Annotated in this window: 20 protein-coding genes and 1 pseudogene; 7 read left to right on the top strand and 14 right to left on the bottom strand. The window is 30.9% G+C overall.

Features of this window, described 5'->3' with window-relative positions:
- Window positions 1-22: 22 nt before the first annotated feature.
- The 6 genes from GQF29_RS11515 to GQF29_RS11490 form a co-directional block, all read right to left on the bottom strand.
- Window positions 23-1,045: a LacI family DNA-binding transcriptional regulator gene (locus tag GQF29_RS11515; protein WP_008787483.1), complete on the bottom strand. Its 1,023-nt coding sequence runs from the start codon at window positions 1,043-1,045 to the stop codon at window positions 23-25.
- Between the two features lie 68 nt (window positions 1,046-1,113).
- The gene (locus tag GQF29_RS11510; RefSeq protein WP_008787482.1) at window positions 1,114-2,457 is read right to left on the bottom strand and encodes a glycoside hydrolase family 1 protein; all 1,344 of its coding nucleotides are present in this window, start codon (window positions 2,455-2,457) and stop codon (window positions 1,114-1,116) included.
- A gap of 223 nt (window positions 2,458-2,680) precedes the next feature.
- The gene (locus tag GQF29_RS11505; RefSeq protein ID WP_236916423.1) at window positions 2,681-5,041 is read right to left on the bottom strand and encodes a discoidin domain-containing protein; all 2,361 of its coding nucleotides are present in this window, start codon (window positions 5,039-5,041) and stop codon (window positions 2,681-2,683) included.
- A 17-nt stretch (window positions 5,042-5,058) separates the two neighbouring features.
- The gene (locus tag GQF29_RS11500; RefSeq protein ID WP_008787480.1) at window positions 5,059-5,283 is read right to left on the bottom strand and encodes a hypothetical protein; all 225 of its coding nucleotides are present in this window, start codon (window positions 5,281-5,283) and stop codon (window positions 5,059-5,061) included.
- A 75-nt stretch (window positions 5,284-5,358) separates the two neighbouring features.
- A complete protein-coding gene (locus GQF29_RS18875; protein ID WP_017143901.1) occupies window positions 5,359-5,856 on the bottom strand; it encodes a discoidin domain-containing protein in 498 nt (165 codons plus the stop codon).
- A gap of 45 nt (window positions 5,857-5,901) precedes the next feature.
- On the bottom strand, window positions 5,902-6,867 hold the full coding sequence (locus GQF29_RS11490; protein ID WP_008787478.1) for a hypothetical protein: 966 nt from the start codon (window positions 6,865-6,867) through the stop codon (window positions 5,902-5,904).
- A gap of 127 nt (window positions 6,868-6,994) precedes the next feature.
- Between GQF29_RS11490 and GQF29_RS11485 the strand changes: the two genes are divergently transcribed.
- Window positions 6,995-8,437 (top strand): ISL3 family transposase, encoded by a 1,443-nt coding sequence (locus tag GQF29_RS11485; RefSeq protein ID WP_029158198.1) that lies wholly within the window; start codon window positions 6,995-6,997, stop codon window positions 8,435-8,437.
- On the opposite strand, the gene GQF29_RS11480 is transcribed toward GQF29_RS11485, so the two are convergent.
- Window positions 8,424-9,353 (bottom strand): hypothetical protein, encoded by a 930-nt coding sequence (locus GQF29_RS11480; RefSeq protein ID WP_008787475.1) that lies wholly within the window; start codon window positions 9,351-9,353, stop codon window positions 8,424-8,426. The two genes, GQF29_RS11485 and GQF29_RS11480, sit on opposite strands and share 14 nt — an antisense overlap.
- 149 nt (window positions 9,354-9,502) lie before the next feature.
- Between GQF29_RS11480 and GQF29_RS11475 the strand changes: the two genes are divergently transcribed.
- Both GQF29_RS11475 and GQF29_RS11470 read left to right on the top strand, forming a co-directional pair.
- A complete protein-coding gene (locus GQF29_RS11475) occupies window positions 9,503-9,679 on the top strand; it encodes a LacI family DNA-binding transcriptional regulator (RefSeq protein ID WP_008787474.1) in 177 nt (58 codons plus the stop codon).
- A gap of 20 nt (window positions 9,680-9,699) precedes the next feature.
- Complete coding sequence (locus tag GQF29_RS11470) at window positions 9,700-10,512, top strand: substrate-binding domain-containing protein (protein ID WP_008787473.1); 813 nt, start codon at window positions 9,700-9,702, stop codon at window positions 10,510-10,512.
- Window positions 10,513-10,709: 197 nt separating this feature from the next.
- Here the strand turns inward: GQF29_RS11470 and cysK are convergent, their stop codons facing one another.
- A complete protein-coding gene (gene cysK / locus GQF29_RS11465; RefSeq protein ID WP_008787472.1) occupies window positions 10,710-11,636 on the bottom strand; it encodes a cysteine synthase A in 927 nt (308 codons plus the stop codon).
- A gap of 346 nt (window positions 11,637-11,982) precedes the next feature.
- Between cysK and GQF29_RS11460 the strand changes: the two genes are divergently transcribed.
- Window positions 11,983-13,254, top strand: a complete 1,272-nt coding sequence (locus GQF29_RS11460) for an IS110 family RNA-guided transposase (protein ID WP_008790900.1) — start codon at window positions 11,983-11,985, stop codon at window positions 13,252-13,254.
- Between the two features lie 104 nt (window positions 13,255-13,358).
- On the opposite strand, the gene GQF29_RS11455 is transcribed toward GQF29_RS11460, so the two are convergent.
- From GQF29_RS11455 to GQF29_RS18975, 5 genes are all read right to left on the bottom strand, one after another.
- Window positions 13,359-14,657: an aminotransferase class I/II-fold pyridoxal phosphate-dependent enzyme gene (locus GQF29_RS11455; RefSeq protein WP_199805893.1), complete on the bottom strand. Its 1,299-nt coding sequence runs from the start codon at window positions 14,655-14,657 to the stop codon at window positions 13,359-13,361.
- Between the two features lie 121 nt (window positions 14,658-14,778).
- Window positions 14,779-15,207: an RrF2 family transcriptional regulator gene (locus tag GQF29_RS11450; RefSeq protein ID WP_428076125.1), complete on the bottom strand. Its 429-nt coding sequence runs from the start codon at window positions 15,205-15,207 to the stop codon at window positions 14,779-14,781.
- Window positions 15,208-15,262: 55 nt separating this feature from the next.
- Window positions 15,263-15,535, bottom strand: coding sequence for a DUF3795 domain-containing protein (locus tag GQF29_RS11445; protein WP_008787468.1), 273 nt, complete (start codon window positions 15,533-15,535; stop codon window positions 15,263-15,265).
- A 1-nt stretch (window position 15,536) separates the two neighbouring features.
- Window positions 15,537-16,100, bottom strand: a complete 564-nt coding sequence (locus tag GQF29_RS11440; RefSeq protein WP_017143903.1) for a PadR family transcriptional regulator — start codon at window positions 16,098-16,100, stop codon at window positions 15,537-15,539.
- 307 nt (window positions 16,101-16,407) lie between these two features.
- Complete coding sequence (locus GQF29_RS18975; RefSeq protein WP_270601589.1) at window positions 16,408-18,216, bottom strand: leucine-rich repeat protein; 1,809 nt, start codon at window positions 18,214-18,216, stop codon at window positions 16,408-16,410.
- 92 nt (window positions 18,217-18,308) lie between these two features.
- On the opposite strand from GQF29_RS18975, the gene GQF29_RS11430 reads away from it, so the two are divergent.
- The 3 genes and pseudogenes from GQF29_RS11430 (at window position 18,309) to GQF29_RS11420 (ending at window position 21,266) form a co-directional block, all read left to right on the top strand.
- On the top strand, window positions 18,309-18,539 hold the full coding sequence (locus GQF29_RS11430; protein ID WP_008787464.1) for a transposase: 231 nt from the start codon (window positions 18,309-18,311) through the stop codon (window positions 18,537-18,539).
- Window positions 18,540-18,551: 12 nt separating this feature from the next.
- Window positions 18,552-19,685 (top strand): annotated as a pseudogene (locus GQF29_RS11425) (IS1182 family transposase); the annotation flags it as partial.
- A gap of 252 nt (window positions 19,686-19,937) precedes the next feature.
- Entirely contained in the window at window positions 19,938-21,266 is a 1,329-nt protein-coding gene (locus GQF29_RS11420) for an ISL3 family transposase (RefSeq protein ID WP_117598760.1), read from the top strand.
- A 264-nt stretch (window positions 21,267-21,530) separates the two neighbouring features.
- Here GQF29_RS11420 and GQF29_RS11415 read toward each other — a convergent pair whose 3' ends face one another.
- A complete protein-coding gene (locus GQF29_RS11415; RefSeq protein ID WP_160340811.1) occupies window positions 21,531-23,771 on the bottom strand; it encodes a family 16 glycosylhydrolase in 2,241 nt (746 codons plus the stop codon).
- Window positions 23,772-23,773: the final 2 nt, after the last annotated feature.

Below are 23,773 nucleotides of genomic sequence, written 5' to 3'. Positions count from 1 at the left end.
AAAAAGAACATTTTTAAAGTCATTACAACTTTAAAGATGCTCTTTCGACAATCTTTACACTTAATAGTTGTGTCATCGGAGTATTCTCCTTACGATGAATTCGATCCATCAAGTTAGAGACAGCCACTTGCCCCATTAATTCTTTTTGTACTTGCACAGTTGTGATTTGTGGATTTGCTTTTTCACAAAGGGGTGTATCATCAAATCCCGTCACTCCAATATCTTCAGGAATTTTCAATCCCATATCTTTTAATGCAGAAATCACTGCAAAAGCATTTGAATCATTCGCACAAATTAAAACTTCTGGTAATTTTTTAGATTTCAGTATTTTCACAATTTCAGTAATTTCATTTGCTAAAATATATTTTTCTATATTATGAAGAAATGAATGTTCCTCTATATATGAATCTACCTCCTCTGAACTCACAATCTGATTTTGAATCAGTGCTTGTTTATATCCCATAAATCGATCCTGAAAACTAAAAGAATAATCCAAATCACCAAAGAATCCTATTGTCTTATATCCTTTTAACACAACATAATCAGTCAACATATATCCACCTTGACGATTATGTGTTAAAACACAATCACATGGATCACCTAAAGATGTAAAATCAACAAGAACTACTGGAATCCCAACCTTTTTTAATGCTTTTAAATGACTATCAGAAATCTTTCCCACAACAAGAACTCCAGCAACCTTCCTATCTACAATACATTCTGGCATATGAAAATCATTATCTTCAAAATAATTTAATATTGAAAAATAGCCAAAATTCTTTGCTTGTTCAACAATTGAACATAAAACAATTGAATAAAAATGCCCAGTATTTGCATAATAACTTTGCATTAAAACACATATATTAGACTTAGAAAATATAGAAAGATATTGTTTCTTTTGATTAATATATCCCATTTCATCTGCGGTACGCAATATTTGTAATCTCATTTCGTCGCTTACTCCTGGTTTATCATTAAGAGCTATGGAGACTGCATTAATAGAAACATTTAATCTTTTTGCAATATCTTTCATTGTTATTTTCATATCATTATTCTCCCTTCAGTACTCTTTTCTATAGTTTAACAACTTCATACCCATACAACATATAATTTCTATAACTCTTCACCGTTTGTTTCAATAACATGTTTAAACCAATGAAATGATTTCTTTTTTATTCTTCTCATATCTTTAAGATCGTCATTATCTCTGTTTACATAGATAAATCCATAACGTTTCTTCATTTGAGCACGACTACTTAAAATATCAACTGGTCCCCATGATAGATATCCACGACAGTCCACACCTTCTTCAATCGCAAGTTTCATTTCTTGAATATGTTTTCGCATATAATCAATACGATAATCATCAATAATTTCACCATTTTCATTGACTTGATCATCATATCCAAAACCATTCTCAACAATATAGATAGGCATTTCATATCGATCATAAAGTTGTCTTAATGTAATTCTTAGACCAATAGGATCAATTGTCCATCCAAATTTAGACATTTCTAAATAAGGATTCTTTTTAATAACAACATCATTCACATTTGTTAAACTTTCTTCACCATAATGAGAAATTGTAGACATATAGTAACTAATAGATAACGAATCAGTCATTCCTTTCTTCAAGATATCCAAATCGCCTTCTTGTATTTCAGGCATAGTTCCTTCATTTTTCATATTTGCATAATAATAAGAATTGTAATGTCCTCTTGCAAAGACATCTAGAAAAACATAAGCTTCACTTTGTGCTTTCATACTTTCTAATGTGTCTAAAGGATGACATGTTTCAGGATAACTTTGAACCACCGTTGCCATCCCCATAACTTTTCCACCCTTTGAATGAATATATTCATTTACCAAACTATGTGCAATTAATGTATTATGCATAATTTGATTATCAAAAGTTTGAGGATTGACATCTTTTGGGTAAACTGCTCCAAAAAACATTTTAGGTCCTTTTTGTAAAATTCCATTTTGTTCATTAAAAATAATCCAATGATGAACTTTAGAAGCATATCTGTCTACAATCTTTTTGCATAGTTCAACAAAAATATCAACAACTTTTCGACTCGCAAATCCATTATATTTTTCATATAACTCCACTGGCATTTCAAAATGATAGAGAGTGGGAATAGGTTCCATTCCTCTTTCTATCAAAGCATCAATAAACTGGTCATAAAATTCAAAACCTGCCTCATTATAAGTATTCTCATCACTCATCATTCTTGACCAATCAATTGAAAAACGATAAGCATTAAATCCCATTTCTTGAAACAAATCAAAATCTTCTCTATATCTATGGTAAGCATCTATACCATCTTTAAAATCTGAAAATTCTCCTGTTGATGTTAAATCACAAACCGCAGGAATCTTTCCACCTTCTGTATATCCACCTTCACTTTGGTGAGCAGTCACTGCTCCACCCCATAAAAAATCTTTTCTTAACATTTGACTTCTCCTTATCCTGTAAAGCTATTTTTAGATTCATTACATATGAAGGAGTTTTAAATTGAGGTAGTTTTGAATTACTTCTTCATATGTAAAATGATATCTATCATTAGTATGACAGTCATTAACTTGAATCTCAATTCTCATTTACTTGAAAAAACAGACTTTTTACTTGAAATACAATAACTTATCATAGAGATACATAATGTATCTCTATGATAAGTTATTGATTATACTTCTTTTTGGTATTCTTCAAAAGAATATAAATTCCTATAATTGATATTAATGATAACCCACTATATGTAATGAATTGTGTTTGATCACTTGTATTCACTTGCTCTTGAATAACTGTCTGACTGTCTATTTGATTATATGAAACAATAGCATACTGTGAAAAATGAGTTGTTTCAAAATTAATATATTGTCCTTCTTTTACTGAATCTAACTTATGAATATGTCCAGATTCATCAATATATATGACTTCTAAATTTTTATGACGTAAGTTATCATCTATCTGAATAGCAACTTTTACTGTTTCGTCTAAATTATATTTTTCTCCCTTTAAGAACAAATGAAGATCATAAACTTTTTCTAATGTTGCCCGTTTAAAAAATTCCGGATTTTTGTTTTGTAATTCTTTGAATACTTTCATCATTTCTTTTTGATTAAGAATAAATGACTCTAACTGGATATTTTTTGGTAATGCTCCAGAAATATGAACAGACTGATCTACACTTGAAATAATCACTTCATTTGGTTTTACATCAATTGATGGTTTTTGGATCAGATTATCATAGGCACTCTTGAGTTCCTGATAAATATTTTGAATTTGTTGTTCAGTAGCATCTTGATTGTTAAAAATATTTTGAGCATTGTTTTTAGCTGTCATTAATCCTTTTAATGATTCTTCAGTATAAAGAGATTGATTCAATTGATTAACTTCTTTTAATAAATTTCCAAGTTTTTGCTTATCTCCTCTTGTTATTAATCGACTTATAGCCTCTTTTAATTGTTGACATACCTCATCAACTTGTAATTGTGTAGCATTTTGATCTCGATAAACTTTTGTAGCTTGTTCAAAAGCCATTTGTAAATTTTTAAAACTACTAGGTGTATATTGTTCTGATTTTATAGTCTGAGCCTTATCAAGTTCAATCTTTAAAAGATCAGTTTGCGCTCTATAAATAAGTGCTTCGTAAACTTCATGAAGTTTTTTTAATATACTTGTAACATCAGTCTCTGATGCATCTTCTTTTTTCAAAATAATATCAGCTTGTTTTAATATATCTTGAAAAGCATGATAGTTATTAGGTGTATATAAGGATGCATCTGTATTTACAATGGCATTATAGAAGACTTCAAGATCTTCTTTTAATGCTTTTCCATATATTTCAAATTCATAAATAGAATATCCATAACCAATTGCTCTTTTGATTCCTTGCATTTTTACATATTTCACAAGTGTTGTATCAAAATAAATATTTTCTAATGATCCTTGTCCATTTGTTTCATAATGAATATCAAAATAATTGTGATCATCTAAAGAGCCTTGAATTTTATATCCCTTTGCATAAGCATTTTCCCAAAGGATTGAAACTTGATAACAAGGTTGTTCAAGATCAATAGTTATAGATTCATTATCGTTATTTTGGGCAGCCCAACGTGTATTGGTTTTTCCATCGGTAACTTTGTTAGCATCATTACTATCGGTTTGACTTGTAGCAGTAGCTGTCTTTTGGAATGCAATATTTTTAGCATCCTGACCAGTTATTGTAATCATAATTTCTGTTTTGATTCCACTACCATCGGTTGCTTGTGCAACGACTTTTACTATGCCGTTTTGTTTTGGAACTAGTTTGCCATCTTTAGTTATTGTCGCTAAATCAGTAACACTCTCATCTTGATTATAAACCGCCCATTCAACTGTCGTGATTGTCGCATCAACGGGTTGTATATTGGCAATCAACTGTAGCGGTTTATTTTTTACGGTTATTGTATTTTGACCCGATTCTGTTGAAATATTAATTTTATCAACATATGTTTTCTCATAATGGTCGCCATACACTTGGAATTCCCATAATGAACTTCCATACTGACTACTACTTTTTACACATTGCATTTTCACATAACGTGCTGGTTTGGCATCAAATGTTTTCTCTTCAATATTTCCTTGTCCTGATTTTTCAACATATAAATCATAGAAAGTTTTGTTATCCATTGAACCTTGAATTTTATATTCCAAAGCATATGACTCCCAGTACAAGACAACTTTATTCACTTGATAAACATCACCTAAGTCAACTGTAATCCATTGGTCATCACTTTGTTGCCCAGAAGCCCAGCGTGTATCAATTTTCCCATCAAAAGCATCTTGCAATGGATTTGCACCTTCAGCATGAGAAGCAAATCCCGGCTTTTGATATGCAAGATTTTCTTTATCTTGATTTTCAAGTGTTATAACCTTTTCCCCTTGAATATGACTACCATCTACTGCTTTCGCTACAACTTTCACTTTTCCATTTTTAAATGGAGTTAATTTACCCGAAGATGTTATTTCAGCAAGTTTTGTTTCCTGATTTTCCATATCAGTGACACTCCACTCTACTCTCTTATCAGTTGCTGTATCAGGTAAAACTTCTGCATACATTTGTAATGGTCTATTCTTAGTTGTAATTTTATCAACCTGATTTTCAGTACAAGAATTGAAGAAACTTCTGTTTCTATCTGATAATTACCATAAACATCAAATTCATACAATGAACAACCATATTTAGATTTCTCATTCGCATAAATACGGACATAACGCCCTAGTTTCGTTTCATCCATTAGTAATCTCACAATTTTCTTTGAATTTCCTTCATCTTCTACTCTTGCAATTTCAGTCCAATTGGATTTGTCATCTTAAACTTCTACAACATATCGTGGTGGTCTTGCATCTTCCCAATTCAAAACAATCAAATCAATTTTTGCTTGTGTACCCAAATCAACATAAATCCAAGGATTTTTTTCACCAGAATCAGCTATCCAACGTGTTGTTTCATCACCATCAACAGCAAAGCTTCCAGGATGATTATCTCCTACTGAGGAAGTCACTGTCGGTTTATCTTGAGATAGACTTGCTAAAGTTTGTCCTGAAATAGTCACAACCTTTTCTCCAACTATTCCACTACCATCTATTGTTTTAGCTAAAATTTTTATCTGTCCATTTTTCTTAACTGTCAACTCTCCATCACTTGTAATTGTAGCTTTATCTGTTTCTTGTCCATTGATGTCAGTAACTGACCAAATCACTCTTGGATCCATAATATTTGTAGAAGATGTAAGAAGAACTTGATATGATGTCACTTGTCCTCTTTGCATGATTTCACTTAAACCTTCAATTGCTACATTTTGTATCAACTCTGTTCCTTGATCAGGAAGAACTTCTGCAGTTGAATGAGCAACTTATTTATTGTTAATCCTTGTTGTGTTCCCATCATATTCAACTTGACTATTAGGCTTAGTTAAAACAATGACTCTAGCAGAATCTGCAAGCATTTTTAGTGTTTGTTTTCCAGTTACATTTTTAGCTAAATATTGTCCAGAAACAGAATCATATAAATCATAGTATTGATGCCCTAAATCAATTTCAACATCTTTACTTTCCATGAATGGATTATAGTATAAATATGTCTCATACATATCATCCTGATAATAATCTGTTTTATTACAATCTAATTTTAAAATCCCTTCAACATTCGTTTCCTCTACCAAAGCTCCTAAGAATCCAGTATAAAAACCACCATACAATCCAAAGTTTGTTGTATTTTCTCCTGCCATCCAACCAGATGTTGCATTCTGTTTAGTATCTCCTGTTGCATAGAAGTTTTTTCCATTACTATTTTTTCTAAGTGATTCATAAGCCAGAACATTGGCTTCTGTTTTCCCTATATAATCGCCATCTGTTTGGTGATCCTCACTCCATTCATTAGGTAAAAAATACTTCATAGCATTCGTAATATTAATCGCCCATTTTCCTGCCATTCTGGCATAACTTGGATCATATTTAGCAGCTGGTAAAATTGATGTCATTGGATAGATAGAATTGAAGAAATATGAATAACCATTATTGGGTTCTCCTGTCATTCCATAAACATCAATACCATCTTGAGTATAATTCACTCCTCCCCAATTTCTCACTGAACTTCCGCTCTTTGACGTAATCCAATTCCAAAACTTAGAAATATCATAATTTGTTCCCACTTCAGCATTCATCATTGCAGCTAAATAAACAGCATCAATCAGCATATTCTCATAATAAGGATTTGCGGTTAAGTTTTGTAAATAATCCATACAATATTGAGCATATTCCAAATATTGAGCAGCTTTTTGAGGTTGACTATCTTTAAATATTTTATAAGAATAATACAAAATAGGCTCTATAATTTAACTGGAGGATTTAAATAAATCTTTCAGTTTTATTTTATATTAAAATAGACATAACTATAACCTTGCTATAAAATTTATGTGCTACCAAAATTCTAGGAGGTTATATATTATGTCCAATACTGATTATATCAATGTTATTCTTGAAATTCTACAAATTAATGTTTTTTCTCATCTTTTTGTCCCTGCACCTTTTATGGATTCTTCTTCCTGTATTAAAAAAATTCCTGATTCCAATGGTGTCATTACCTTATTCATTCATCTTCAGTCTCCTGTCGCTCCTCTTGTCTGTCCTCACTGTGCTTCCTTTAACCATCATATCTCTAAAGGTTTGAGATCTATCGAACTTAAACATTTCTCCTTTGGCTCTATCCCTGTCGTTCTTGTCGTTTCCTATCACCGTTATATCTGTAAAGACTGTTCTTCCTATTTCTCTGAAAATATTCCTTTCCAGTTCGACAACAGAAAAGCAACTGTCCCTAATGTTCAGTCTGCTCTTTTTGAAATGAAGGAAAATCATTCTATGGCTTCCATCTCCAGAATGCATGGTCTTGGTAAAAATACAATATATCGTATCTTTAATGAAAATATTCATATCCCTGACAGGTTCTATCATCTCTCCTCTGTTATCTCCATTGATGAATTCAAGGCAACTTCCGATAAAGGAACTTATGCTTTCAATATCGTTGATCCTATCACTGGTAAAACTCTTGATATTATTGAAGATAGAAAAGCTTCTTTCCTTAGAAACTATTTCCTTAGATTTCCTTTCCATGAAAGAAAAAAAGTAAAATTCATTATTATGGATCTCTCTTCTTCTTTTTACTGTATTATGCATTCTCTTTTTCCTCATGCCCAGATCATATGTGACAGATTCCATTATATAAGACTTGCTGGTCAGAATTTCATACAGTCAAGACTTGATGCTTGTTCTTTCCTTCGTGACAAGCCTTTAGCTAAATCCATTAAAAGAAATTTGAGATTATTCTATAAATATAAAAAAGATCTGGATAATGACAAAACATGGTATGATTTTCATCTCAAAAGATATTTTACCTGTGCTTCATATATTGACTATCTTTACACTCTCAGCGAAAGAAGAAACAAGGATAACTGTCATCATAATACTATGTTTGATTCTCTCATTATTATGGAAATGCTTGACAACTATGAAATCTATCAGAATCTCTTAAAACTTATTCATGAGAAACATGATGATTATAAAAATGAATTAAACAGATGGCTTGATTATATCTTTGATACTCAAAACAGTTATTATCTTATAACTGCAAAGAACTTCAGGAAGAAATGGTTTATTCCTCTTTTGTGTTCACTTTCCTATACAACTATTTATAAAAGAAGAACAGGCTCATATAAGACAAGTTTCAATAATGGCTTTATTGAGGGTATGAACAATAAAATCAAACTTATCAAAAGAAATGCATATGGTTTCAGATATTTCTACAATTTAAGAAAACGCATATTTTTACATCTTGGTTATTCTTACTCTTTTACTTACAAAGATACGAAAAAAGGAATCCCTATTTTTCAATAGTTATTCCTTTGTCCTCCACTCTTGACACAGAGCCAGAATAATACAAAATACATCCTGTTCCAACCGCTGCATCTGGTTGATGCCATCCCTTAACAGCTTCCATATTCTCAAAATCAAAACATTGAATATTAAACAAATCATCTGGATATTTTTGTTTTAAAACATCAACCATATCAATCATACGATCTGCAACTGTTTCTTGTAATTTCAATACTTCTTCAGGTTTCCAATCCGGATTTAAGTAAGCTAATCGATAAAAATTCTGATTAGCAATTAATAAATACCAAAAATCTCCATAAGCATTAGAAACATTTTCCATATTCTGAAGTTTACTTTCAGATCCATTTGGAACATTAGTAAATACATTTCCCTTATCACCATTCCAAAAATATTTCAAAGCATTATCAAGATACGTATTAATTTCATAACCACCTTCTATTGTTGTTTTTCCTTTTAATTCCTTAGGTAATTCTTTATTCATATTAATACCTAATAATGATGCAACAATTAAAGCACTTGTTACAGAAATAGATTCTTGATCATCTTCACCATCATGTTTCTCTGTACTTCTTAATGGTCTATCTTCACCATAGAATGCTGGAATCATATACCCACCATATTTATCATCTCGATAAATTGTTGAGAATGTTCTTCCTTCTTTTACTGAAAATTCAGTTTTTTTATCAAAATTCGTTGCTGTATAATCAAATACAAAATCATTTAAATCTTTCCCTCTTTTTGCCCAATCAAGAATTTTATAATGACTTGATATATTTGGCATATTTTCTACAACTTCTAATGATCTTTGCTTTAAATTTCTTCCTGTTAATTCCTCGCTAGCATGGACTCGATTGAATTGAGACATAATCATCAAACACGACAAAGATAAGACTAATAATTTTTTACCTATTTTCATTTCAAATGCACCCCTTTCCTTAATACTATTATTTCAATATTCTTGACTTCAAACAATTCCCATTTACTTGAAAAACGAATTCTTTTACTTGAAACTTATAGTTGAAAATAAAAATAGATGCTATAATCTTGATAAAAGAGGTGAAAATAATGTCGAAAAATACCACTATGCAAGATATTGCCCATAAACTCAACATTTCTATTAATGCCGTTTCTATAGCATTAAATGATAAAGAAGGTGTTTCTCATGAATTAAGAATGCAAATTTTAGAAGCTGCCTCTGAAATGAATTATACTTTAAAAAACTCAATATTAAAGAGACTTTAAAGAATAAAACATTAGTTATTATGATTGAAAATAAGAAAAAGAATGATAAACATTATTATTTAGATTTACTTCACCATATGACAAACGAAGCACGTATTTTTGGTTATCGTATTTTAACTGAGTATTATGATTTTGCTCATTTTAATGTCCCTGAATGTGTGAGTGAACATCATGTGGCAGGCGTTATACTTCTAAGTGATGAAATGATTTATTCATTACATTTATATATTAAAGAAATTATTTGTGTGAATCATTCTATCCCTTATTTTAATATAGATACTGTTATCACAAATAATTTTTTAGGTGGATATATAAGTTGTGATTATCTTATTAAAAAGGGATATAAACAAATTGGATTTGTAGGCGAAGTTGAAAGTTCCAAGAACTTTAAAGAAAGATATCAAGGTTATCGACAATGTATGATTAATCACTTCCCTCCTCAAAAACATGAATTGATTTGTTTAACAAAGGGCATTGAAAAAGCAGTTTTAAATGATGATTATCGCTATATTCAAAAAATGTTATTAACATATCGAAAAATGCCTGAAGCTTTTGTTTGTGTTAATGACCGCAATGCAGCAATTGTTATCAATGCACTACAATATAATGGTTATAAAGTTCCACAAGATATTAAAGTTATTGGATTTGATAACATGCAATTTTGTCAATCTATGACACCAACACTTTCAACACTTGAAGTAAGTCGTTATGAAATTGCTAAAAAAGTTATTCGTAGAATTCATGAAATGCAACATGAAGTCACAATCCCAGAAACTATTATGCTATCCCCTCAAATTATTGAAAGACAATCAACGATTTCAACAAAGCTATAATCATGACTTTAACTAAGTATGTAATTACAAATACCCATTTGATGAGTATTTACAATTTATTTACCCATAACATGAGTAATTAAGTTATCGATAAATATGAACAATATCATAATATTTCATTGAAATAAGATAAAAGTCTCTTTCACATTATACTGAAAAGAGATTTTCTTATCTTTATACTATATTAAACGAAATATTTATTGGAACATTGGGGTAGATAAATAACGATCACCTATATCAGGTAATATGACAACAATATTTTTACCCTTGTTTTCTAATCTTTGTGCAACCTGAATAGCTGCATAAACTGCTGCTCCAGAAGATATTCCCACTAATATACCTTCATTATGTCCTATTTCTTTTCCTAACTGAAAAGCATCTTCATTAGAAACAGTTATAATTTCATCATAAATTTTTGTATTAAGCACTTGTGGAATAAATCCTGCACCAATTCCTTGAATCTTATGGCTACCTGCTTTCCCTGTGGATAAAATGGCAGAATCTTTTGGCTCAACTGCAATCACTTGGATATCTGGATTTTTGGATTTTAAATATTCACCAACACCACTAATTGTCCCACCTGTTCCAATACCAGCTACTAATATATCTACCTGACCATCAGTATCTTCCCATATCTCTGGACCAGTTGTTAAAGTATGGACTTGGGGATTAGCTGGATTTTCAAATTGACTAGGAATAAAACTATTCATAAGTTTTTCACTGAGTTCTTTTGCTTTTGCAATAGCGCCCTTCATCCCTTTAGCACCTTCAGTTAAAACAAGTTCAGCTCCATATGCTTTCATTAGTTGTCGTCTTTCAATACTCATTGTTTCAGGCATGACAATAATAACGTGATATCCTCTGGCTGAAGCAACCGAAGCAAGCCCAATACCAGTATTTCCAGAAGTTGGTTCAATAATAACAGTGTCTTTATTTATCAATCCTTTTGCTTCTGCATCATCAATCATTGCTTTTGCAATTCTATCCTTAACACTCCCAGCAGGATTAAAATATTCTAATTTTGCAATAATATTTGTTTCTAAGTGATATTTCTTTTCAATATTTGATAATTCTAATAATGGTGTTTTGCCAATCAATTGATCAGCTGATTTATATATATTCATAACTATTCTCCTCGTATAATATATTTTGTAAAGATGACTAGTCATCTTTACAAGTTTATTTCAATATTGGATTTTCCTAAGTTATAATAGAGTTACTAGTCACTCTATTATTGGAATTTATTCTAATTCTCCTTGAAGTATCTTCATGATATCTTCTATAGAAAGTCTGTTTCTCAACTTTAGAATGTCTCTGCTTACCGAATGTTGTTTGTTCAATACTTTTGTGATACGTAGCCTTTGATCTGTATTGTTCTATTCTTATGGCGAGGTCGCATCATGTCTAAAGAACGGAGGTCTTTCCAATATTTTGTTTCTAGTTTTATCTTTTTTGAAAGGTGGTGATCCCATGAACACTCTCTTTGTAGGTATTGATGTTTCAACCAAAAATAATCAAGTCTGTGCTGTTAACTTTAATCAGGATGTTTTCTTTAATCTCTCTTTTCCAAATAACCCTGATGGATGTGATCTTCTCATTACATCTGTCTTGGCTTTTGTTGATAAAGAAAAGTTCGATTCCATCATCATCGTTACTGAATCAACTTCTATATATGACTATCATATTTGTGCTTATCTTTCATCTCAGCTTTCGATTGTCGGCACTTCTGTCATCATATATTCTGTTAATGCCAAATCCATTGCCAATTATAAGAAGTCTTATATTGAAATGGAAAAAACTGATCTGGGTGATGCTTTTTTGATTGCAGATTTTGCTCGTGTTGGTCGCTGTAAAAAGCTTCGTCCCTTTAAAGCTGCTCAACATATCGCTCTTAAACGTCTCACTCGTGAACGTTATCATTTAGCTGAGCAGCTTATTAGAGAAAAGAATTACGTTCTCAACAATATCTATTTAAAGGTTTCTGGTCTTATGACCCTTCCTCATAAGGATTTGCCTTTCAGTGATAATTTTTCTGCTTCCAACACGAAATTTTTAACTGATTATGCTTCCCCTTTTGATTTGGCTGAAAAACCTTTGGATGAAATCATTGAATATTTCAAATCTGCTTCTCAAAACAGATGTGATGATTATGGTAAAATTGCTTCTCTTTTTGATAAAGCGATTCGTTCTTCCTATAGACTTGATAAAACTGCATATGACCCTATAACTATCTCAATTACTGCTTCTATCAACCTGATTCAATGCATTGAATCTCAAATCAAGATGGTTGATAAGGCCATTGAGAAGGAAATGAAAGGTCTTTATCCTAACGGATATCAATCTCTGATGTCTATAACAGGTATCGGACCTGTCTTTGCAGCAGGTATACTTTCTGAAATTGGTGATATTTCCTATTTCAAAAGTGATGCTTCATTGGCTAAATATGCCGGTTTCCATTGGAAGAAGAATGACTCGGGCAATTTTATTGCTGATGAAAAACATTCAGCGAATTCATGTAATAAATATTTAAAATATTACATAACTCAATCCACACAGATGTCAGTGATGCATGGCTTTGATTATACGACTTCTTTTTATCGTAAGAAGTATAACGAAGCCTCTACACACAAGCATCGTAGAGCACTCGTCCTTACATCAAGAAAACTAGTTCGTTTAATTTATGTCTTGCTACGTGACAGTAAATTATACGTTTCTGTGTCTCATGACACAGTCATTGAGTAATTTGTCAATTTCATAAATTTTTTCATACTTCTTTTTAGTGTACTCTTTTTTAGATGATGGTTTTTGATTTATCTAAAAAAGATTTTATTTATTTTCTTGACATTTTACCGAATGACTTTTTCTATTTTTTCAAATCCAAGACTTAAATCATCTATAATATCATCAATGTGTTCTGTACCAATTGATAAACGAATTGTTGTTGGCGTAATTCCTACTGATAATAACTCCTCTTGACTCAATTGAGAATGAGTTGTAGAAGCTGGATGAATAACAAGTGACTTTGAATCTGCAACATTAGCAAGTAATGAAAACAAATGAAGTGACTCTGTAAATTGTTTAGCTTGCTGTTCAGTTCCATTAAGTTCAAATGTAAATATAGAACCGCCACCACTTGGATAATATTGATTATATAAACGAAGTTGTGTCCCTGTTGATAATGATGGATGATTTACCTTTTTCACAAGTGGATGATTTTTAAGATGCTCAACAACCTTCAATGCATTTTCAACATGTCTTTCCACTCTTAATGATAATGTTTCAAGACCTTGCAACAACAAAAATGAATGAAAAGGTGAAAGACATGCACCCTGGTCTCTCATTAAGGTTGTACGTATTTTCATAATATATGCAATATTTCCACAAGCTTTACTAAAAACAATACCATGATATGATGGATTCGGTTGTGTCAATCCAGGAAATTTATCATTCTGCGTCCAGTCAAAATGACCACCATCAATGATAACACCGCCCATAACCGTTCCATGTCCACCAATAAATTTTGTAGCTGAATGGACAACAATATCTGCTCCATGTTCCAATGGTCTCAATAAATATGGTGTTGCAAATGTATTATCCACAATAACTGGAATTCCATGCTGATGTGCAATATCAGCTATTTTCTCCAAATCTGCAATATCACAATTAGGATTTCCTAACGATTCTAAATAAATTAATTTTGTATTATTTTGGATTGCTTTCTCAAATTGATCTATAGACTGACTATCTACAAAAGTCGTCGTAATTCCTGCTTCTTTTAACGTATTTGCAAATAAATTATACGTTCCCCCATACAAAGATTGCGATGCAACAATATGATCTCCAACTGTTGCAATATTTCTTACAGCATAATCAATAGCTGCTGAACCAGAAGCTGTTGCTAAAGCAGCAATCCCACCTTCCAAAGCTGCAATCCTTTGTTCAAAAACATCATTGGTAGGATTCATCAATCGTGTATAAATATTACCCTCTTCAACTAGTGCAAATCTATTTGCTGCTTGTTGACTATTCTCAAATACATACGATGTTGTTGCATAAATAGGTACAGCCCTTGCCCCTGTTGCTGTATCAACTTTTTCCTGTCCTACATGAAGTTGTAAAGTCTCAAATCTTAATTGTTTTGCCATCATTATATTCCCCTCTTTTTTAATTACCTATATTATCAATAGGTTTATAGGTATTATAGCACTTCATACCTATCTATTCAATAGGTATTACAAAAAAAAGAAAAAGATTCCTAAGAACCTTTTAAATACTATAGTCATTCCCGTCAATTGATGAATTCATTAAATCTGCAAGTGTTATCCCTTCAAAATACTCATCAATCATTTGATCAAGTTTTTGCCACATCGGTAAAGTTTTACATAACTGAGAACGTTCACATGTATTTGGTGAACATTCCAAACACGCAACTGGTGCCAAACTCCCTTCAGTCAATTTAAGAATACTTCCAACTGTATATGTATGAGGATCACGAACAAGTCTATATCCTCCTCCTTTTCCCCTTAAACCTTGTACAAAACGCGCTTGAACTAATATTTTTATAATAATTTCTAAATATTTTTCTGATATGTTTTGACGTTGAGCAATTTCTCTTAATGGTAAATATACTTCACAATCATGTTCTGCTAAGTCCAACATAATTCTCAATGCATAACGTCCCTTTGTTGAAATCATCATTGTTTTCACCTCAAACCTATTATACAACAGGGGTTATAAAAAACAAGTAAAACTAATGAGAGCTAACTTTCTCTTTTCTCCATTCTTTACATTTTTGAAGTCTTGGTGCTGGATCAAATCCCATATCTTTTCCCATTTCAGCACACATTTTACATGGAAATTCGTCACATTCTCCACAATGATGAAGTTGTTTACTTTCACAACATGATTTCACTCCGCACTGACCACCCCAAAATGGGAGTTCCATATGGATACATCCTGTACAATGAACACTTTCTTTTCGTTCACACTCATCACAACAAATACCACACCTTGATTGATACATTTTATTCTCCTCCTAATTCTTGCATTTTTTCTAATGATTCCTCATTTTCAATTTCTTGTTTAAATTCTATACACCATTTTTGTAAAGAATCTAGAACCATTATTTGTTGTTTCATAATCGTTCGCCCAACAAGCGGAATATTTTTCTTTTGCTGTCTTGTTATAGTTATGAAAGATAATGATTCTTCAATATTCTTTTGAATATTTTCAACATATTGCAAAGCTTCTCCTTTAGAAACCTTATTTAAACCTACAATAACAGCATTAAAGTCAAATAAAACCTGAAAACTTTTCTTAGAAAATTCTTCCATCATAATATCGAAATATTCTAAACCTTTCTGCGTTATTTTATAAATTGCTTTTTCAGGATTTTTTCCATTCTTAATAATCTTTTTTTTTAAATAACCACTTTCCTCTAAAACAATCATTCTTTTATAGATAGATGGTGTACTAATTTTAACCCAATAAGATAAATTCCGATATTCTATATGCTTTTGAATATCATAAGCACTTCTTGATTGATCATGAACCAATCCTAATAATACTAAATCTACAGTTGATGCCATAGCAGCCCTCCTATACTATATAGTATACTACTATAACATATATTAATCAATAATATATAAAAATTATATAAGATAAACGTATAGACATCCTTAATACTTATTTACGCATAAAGAAAAGGAACTTTCTTTTTTTAGAAAATTCCTATCAATATCATTAAATAAAGATATTACTAATTATCTATCTTGTTTTTTTATGTAACATATAAATTCCTATGCTGACACTTAATAAAATAACAGTTCCCCATATTTCTATAGCAGTAACATCACCAGTATTTACATCTTGAATTATTTGATTTTAATCTTTAGATTAATTATCTTTATGATTGTTATCAGATAAATCATCTTTTACATGGTCATTATTTAATGAATCATTATTATCAGGATCCAGATTAATAATTGGACTACGTAAAACACGTACTTGACACTTTCCATTTAATTTTTGATTCCATTGATCAATAACTTCATATTCGAGAACATAAATCCCTTCTTGATGGGAATTCAAAGTTCCAATAAAAGTCACATTATTAATTTTATTTCCATCTTCATCTTCAAAAACAAAATATCCTTTTGGATTAAAAAGTGTATCTATTGGTATCTCTACATTATCAGATCCTACTAAAGTTGGTAAAGAACAAACTCTTACCTGACATTGCCCACTCATCTGACCACCCCACTGGTCTGTCACTTGATATGTTAAATGATATATGCCTGCTTTCCTTGTATCTACTTTCCCTTTAAAAATAACATTATCTATCTTATTGCCATCAGCATCCTTAAATATAAATTGATCCTTCCAATTTAATTGATCATTTTGTGGAATGACAATAGAATCTACTTCTACAACTGGTAAAGCCTTATAAATAACTTCAATAATTTTATCACCAGTAATATCTGATTCATCATAATTCCATATCCCTGTATATCCATCTCTTACTGGAATATTAGGGAAAACAAAATCTTCTCCTTCAACATAATATTTTGTTTCCAAAATATTTCCATCACACATAAAAGTAATCTTATGTGTTTTTTTAACAATTAAATCAACTTCTCCACCAATAACAGTTGCAGGGTTATCTTCAATAATATTATAAGAATATTTAATTTTTGATGGAAATGAACGCATCGTAGATTTGACTTTCCATAATCCATGACCTAAATTTTCAAAGTCATCACCCTCTACTTGAATTCTCTCTGCTTCTTTAAATCCTTGTGTTGCAAAATCAACATATTCTCCATCACTTGTACAATATAAAGCAATCCCTATATTCTGATTTCCAAAAGCCCAATATTTTGATGCTGGAGTTCCACATGTTATAAGATTATTTGGATTTTCAAAAGTCACATCAATAAGCTGACAGTTCGTAAAAGTCGAATTACCAATAACTTGGACACTACTAGGAATAATTAATTTTTGTAATGCAGTATAACTAAAAGCAGCACTTTGTATAACTGTTACTGTGTTTGGTATTGTAATTTCTCTCAATTTATTACATTCATAAAATGTTTGTGCATCAATTGTTGTTGCTCCTTTTGACCATACAACAGTTTCTAAAGATTTACAATAATTAAAAGCTTGCTTACCAATACTAGTCACATTATCAGGAATAACTAATGTTTGAATATTACATCTGGAAAAAGCTTTATCACCTATAAATTTTACACTTTCTGGAATATTTAAATTTTTTAGACTATTCCATCCTTGAAACCCCCAATTCGATATTGTTTCAACACTTGAAGGAATCTCAAGTTCTAAACAACTCGTAAGCCCATTAAATGCATATTCAGGGATTTCTTTCAATTTGTTAGGAATATGTAATTTTTGTACACTTGTACAATTTGCAAAAGCATACTTACCGATTTTCTCAATACTATCTGGTAAATTTAATTCTTTTAAACTGATATTATCACGGAATGTATATTCACCTATTTCAGTGACGCTATTTGGAATAACAACACTTTCAAGATTCTGACAATTATCAAATGCATAATTTCCAATGGCTGGTATACCATCCATAATTTTAACACTTTTTAAATACTGATTATTACTAAATGCATTGCGCGTGATAAATTTAATTTTGACACCATCAATAGTTGAAGGAATAACAATATCAGTAATTGTTGATTGATCAACAGTACTTTTAAATCCTAGAAGTGTTCCAAATGTATTTACATTAAAATAACAGACAGTTAATAAGTGACAGCTTTATAATGGGATCACTAGATGAATTCGTACCAGAAGATCATCTCGTCAGACAACTTGATGAGTTCATTAGCTGGGATTTTATTTATGATATATGTGATCCCTTATATTCTGATATAGGAACATCTAGAGTTGATCCCGTTGTTTTATTTAAACTTATGTTTATTAATATCATATTCGGATATCATTCCATGAGAAGAACATGTGAGGAAGTTAAGGTCAATATAGCCTATAGATAGTTTCTAGGATTAAGCTTTGATGAAAAAGTTCCTGATCATTCCACATTCTCACAAAACTATATAAGGAAGTTCAAGAAAAATAATACAGCGATTCAGATATTTGAATACTTCATCAGGACACTTATAGAAAATGATGTCGTAGACCCAAGCATTGTGTTTATAGATGGCACACATCTTAAGGCAAATGCGAATAAGAATAAGTCAGTCAATAAGGAAGTAGAAATAGCAGCGAAAAGATATCAAAAGGAATTGGATGAAGAAATAGATAGAGATAGAGCGGAGCATCATAAGAAGGAAATAAAACGTAAAAAAAAAGAAACACACGACACAAAGGAAATCAAGGTAAGCACAAGCGATCCTGATTGTGGATATTTTCATAAAGGAGAAAAAGAGAAATGTTTTGCCTATAATGTGAATGTAGGATGTGATAGACATGGATATATATTAGGGATGAGCATAGACTCAGGTAATGTTCATGATAGTGTAGCCTTTTATCATTTAAATCTTGATTATGCATATAGAGAACAAATAGAGACAATGGTACTAGATGCAGGATATTCAACTGCACCAATATGTCATAGTGTACATAGCGAAGGAAAAGAAATCATCGTTCCGAGGAAAAGGGCTGCATCAAAAGGAAAAGGATATTATAAGAAATGGCAGTATGAATATAATCAAGAAGAAGATATATATGTCTGTCCATTGGGATGCATACTAAGATACAGTACAACAAATAAAGATGGAAGGAAACAATACAAATCAAATGAAAAACAGTGTAAAAGCTGTCCACATCTGAAAAAATGCACACAGTCAAGGAATTGTACAAAAGTGATAGAAAGACATGTATGGCAAGAGGATTTAGAAGAAAGCATAAAGCTACAAAAGAGTCAAGAAGGAAAAAGAATATATGATCAAAGAAAGCAAACAGTAGAGAGGGAGTTTGGAGATGGAAAAAGAAGACATGGATTAGATTATACATTATATAGAGGACACGAAAGAGTGTACGATCATACACTCCTAACATTTACAGGAATGAATATGAAAAAGTTATGCACATATTATAAAAAACAGAAGGAAAAGTACGCCAAAAAAAAGAGTTTTGGACATCAAAACGAAGAAGTAAAGAGAATAAAAGGACAGAAATAAGGACAGGATAGTCCGATTTTTTTAATATGGAAGAAAAAACAACCAAAAAACATGAAAGCATAAAAAAGATATTTAAATTTTAACGGGGTATACCCCTTACTCCTCAATTTAGCGGGGAGTGTCTTTTTTTTACTCTAAAATTTGTGGGGTGTATATTCATGTCACTTCCTCCCCGCTAAAAAAAGAGTCCTTTCATATGTTATCATTTGTTTGCGAAAACAATCTTAACTATGAAAGGAGAGTGCTTAACTCATGGATTATGATACTATAAACTTATTTGGTTTACAACCTACTGATGTTCAAAATCTATCTATTACTAGAGAAAATGATTTGATCATTATTTCTATTACTCTTACTCAAAAAATTGAAGTCTGTCCTATATGCGGTAGTCTTCATTCTCATGTCAAAGATTATAAACTTAGAAAAATATCTCATTCTCTCTTTAATATGAATAAATCTGTCATTTATTACAGATGCAGAAGATTTAAATGTATTGATTGTGGTAAAACATTTGTTGAATCTAACCCTTTTTCTTCTCGTAAACAAAGAATTTCTAATGCTACCATTCTCGTTGTCCTCAAAGATTGTAAAAGGCTTAATTATACTTTCTCTTCGATTGCTGAAAAAAATCATATATCTCCTTCCACTGTTATCAATATCTTCGATCAATATGTTGATATGAAACCTGCTCATCTTCCTAGAGTTTTATCTATTGATGAATTTTATTTGGGTACTTTCAAAAATAAATTTGCTTGTATTTTCATCGATTGGGAATCCGCTCAAATCATTGACATTTATCCAAGCAGAAAGAAATATGACCTTTATTCATATATGCAATATATTGATAAAAAGGACTTTGAAAATGTTCAATATGTCAGTATTGATATGAATACAACTTATAGAGATTTTGCTTATCATCATTTTAAAAATATCGTTGTCATGGTTGATTCTTTTCATGTCGTTAAAAACATCAATGATGCTCTTAAAAATTTAAGAATACATATCATGTATAAGTATGATAAAGATAGTGTTGAATATTATCTTCTTAAACATTGGTATTATCTTCTTATGATGAGAAAAGGTGATATTGAAGATAACTTACCTAAATTTAATAAGAAAATTGGATATATGATCAACAAACCTCAAATATTGTCATTGATACTTGATATAGATCCTTTACTAAAAAAAGCTTATCTTTGGAAAGAAAATTATTTAGACTTCAATGAGGATTATACATTTGATACTGCTTCTATAAGATATGATGAATTATATAATGAACTTAAACAAATGCGTATCAACGAATTCAAAGATGTCATAAGTTTTCTTGAAAATTGGAAAACAGAAATATTAAACTCATTTATCTACATAGATGAAAGAAGAATATCAAATGGTCCTATTGAATCTATCAACGGAAGAATAAAAGTACTTATGAAAACATCATTAAAATATAAAAATTTTGAAAGATTAAGAAACAGGATCATGTTTTGCATCAATAAAAATTCACTACCATTAATGACAAATGAAAAAAACTCACATAAAGTAGAAGGCAAAAAAAGAGGAAAGTATAAAAAAAATAAATAACCAAAAAAAGAATTGTTTTCGCACAATAAAAGGTATCTAAGACCCCGCTAGATTTTAGACACCTTTTTTCAACTATAAATAAAGTGGGGAGTTAATACTCCCCGCTAAATTATAGAGTCTTATTTTGACAAACCCCGCCAAAATTTAGAGACCCCATAAAAAAGACCATCAATAAACAGACTTGTTTGTCAACAGTCTGAAGAGGAACCATGACATTAGTCATGGTTCCTCTTTATAATTCAAATCATTTTCTTTTTAATATTTTTAATTTACTTTTTTTAGATTCATAATAGCTGAATTAATAAGTTGTGTTGCTTTATTAACTTCAGATTGTGTAGGATATTTTGAATCTAATATAGCTTGTGCTTCTGTAATTGCTTTATTTAAGTTTGCTATTGAATGTGCTGTATAGACATTTGTTTGACTCAGCAATTCTTTTGCTTCTTTCAATCTAGGAGCAACTTGAGAATCAGTTAAAATTTCTTCAAAAGTTATAGATATCTCAATAGAACTTCTACCACTCTCTTTAATATATTTAGCTGAATATGCTTTTCCTTCATCAACTTTTAATGATGGATTTGTCCATTCATACCCTTGTGGAAGTTCAACTTCACTTAATTCACGATTTGAAAAAGCAGTAATTCCTTGTTTGCCATATAAGTTAATAGCACTTAAATCATTTCTATCCAAGACTGTTAATGTAGCAACTTGTCTTTGAAGTTTATGAACTGGAGTAACTTTTCCACTAAATTCTGCATTTTTAGGATATGCTGTATAGTATATATTATATACTCCAGGTTCCAATAATTTTAAACTATCTACATCATCAACACCTTCACATCTCAAGAATGCTCCTGATGTTTTGCTATCTCCAGAATTATTAAACATAAATTCATCTTCTATTGAATAATCTACAACATATTCTTTATCACCAACATTTGTTACAGTAATTCCTTCTACCAAATCAGGTGTTTGTCCTTCTATCATAGAAACATTCTTAATTCCTTGCATAACTGGACTATCATTGTAATATTCATCATGAGATTCCTTTTGTTCACTATTTTGATAATAACGAACCCAATCAATTGCAAATTCTGTATTATCTTCTGCTAAATGATTACCAGCATTTTTTGCCCAGTTTCCTCCAGTTGCTAAATTCATCTGGATATATTGTGGTTTATTAAAGCATGCTTGTAAAGCTCTAATTCGTGCATCACTTTGATCATATTCTATTGTGCTGTAAATTTCACCATCTAAATACCATTCTATTCTATCTTCTGACCAATTAATTCCAAATATATGATACTCATCATTAAAGTCATCATCCATACCAATAGAACGTCCTAATTCATATGGTGAATAACTTCCATCTTTATCTGCATCTCCATTTGCATAATAGAAATGTGGTGTTGCATAAACAACTTTATTACTTTGATTTTCTTCATTTGTTTCATCAGTTCTAATTGTTCCACCAATCATTTCCATAATATCAATTTCGCCACAAGCTGGCCATCCATAACCTTGACGACTTGAGATATCACCATCTAAATTGAAATCAGCACCTAATGTCCAGAATGCAGGGAATGCTCCCTTACCTTTTGGTAATTTAGCTTTCATTTCAATTCTTCCATAAAGAAATTCTTTTTTTCCATGAGTTCTAACACTCCCTGAATTATAAATAACTTTACGGTTACCTCTTGGATTTATGTATTGATCTTCAAGTTTTCTATCTGTTACTTTTAAAACAAGATTTCCATCTCTAAGGAATACATTATCCTTACTATCTGTATAATGTTGTTGTTCATTACCACGAACTCTACCTAATTCATATCCCCAAATATCTTGATCTAATTCTTGACCATTAAAATCATCTTCCCATACATAACTATATTCAGCAGCTTGATCGATTTGAGTTAATGTTACATTATCAATATCTACAATAGCATCTCTACCAACAACATTCTCATCAGTCCATTTAACAAGCCCAACAGCAACATCATATTGATCACCTGCTGTAAATTCGATTGTTTGTTTTTGCCATTCTCCATTTGTATATTGAAGTGCTTTTTCAGCAACTTGTCCACGATTTGTTTCTACTGTTTTATTATAGCTATATGATGAATTTTTAATTGTAAGGAAAGCACCTCTTAATGTGCTTGTATCACCAGAACCATTATAACTTACTCTTACATCAGCAGTTAATCTATATTTTTTCCCTGGTTTTACATTCGCATATTGTAAGAGGAACCCATCAGACACTCCTTGTCCCAATCTTCCTAAACGATTACCATTTTCAGTAACTATAGAACCATTATTAGCTTTCCAAACTGTATTTGTTTTTTCAAAATCACCACTACTAATTAAACTTAATGGATCTAATTCATCGGCTATTTTACTTGTTTGAGCAGTTACATCTCCAATAATAGAATAACCTTGTGTTAATAAAGTTGTCATTAATGTTACAGCTATTGCTGCTTTTCCTACTTTTACTATATTTTTATTCATAT

Source organism: Coprobacillus cateniformis (assembly GCF_009767585.1).
GTDB lineage: Bacteria > Bacillota_I > Bacilli_A > Erysipelotrichales > Coprobacillaceae > Coprobacillus > Coprobacillus cateniformis.
Note: the sequence above shows the minus strand (reverse complement) of the source record. Positions and strands in the feature narration are given on the sequence as shown.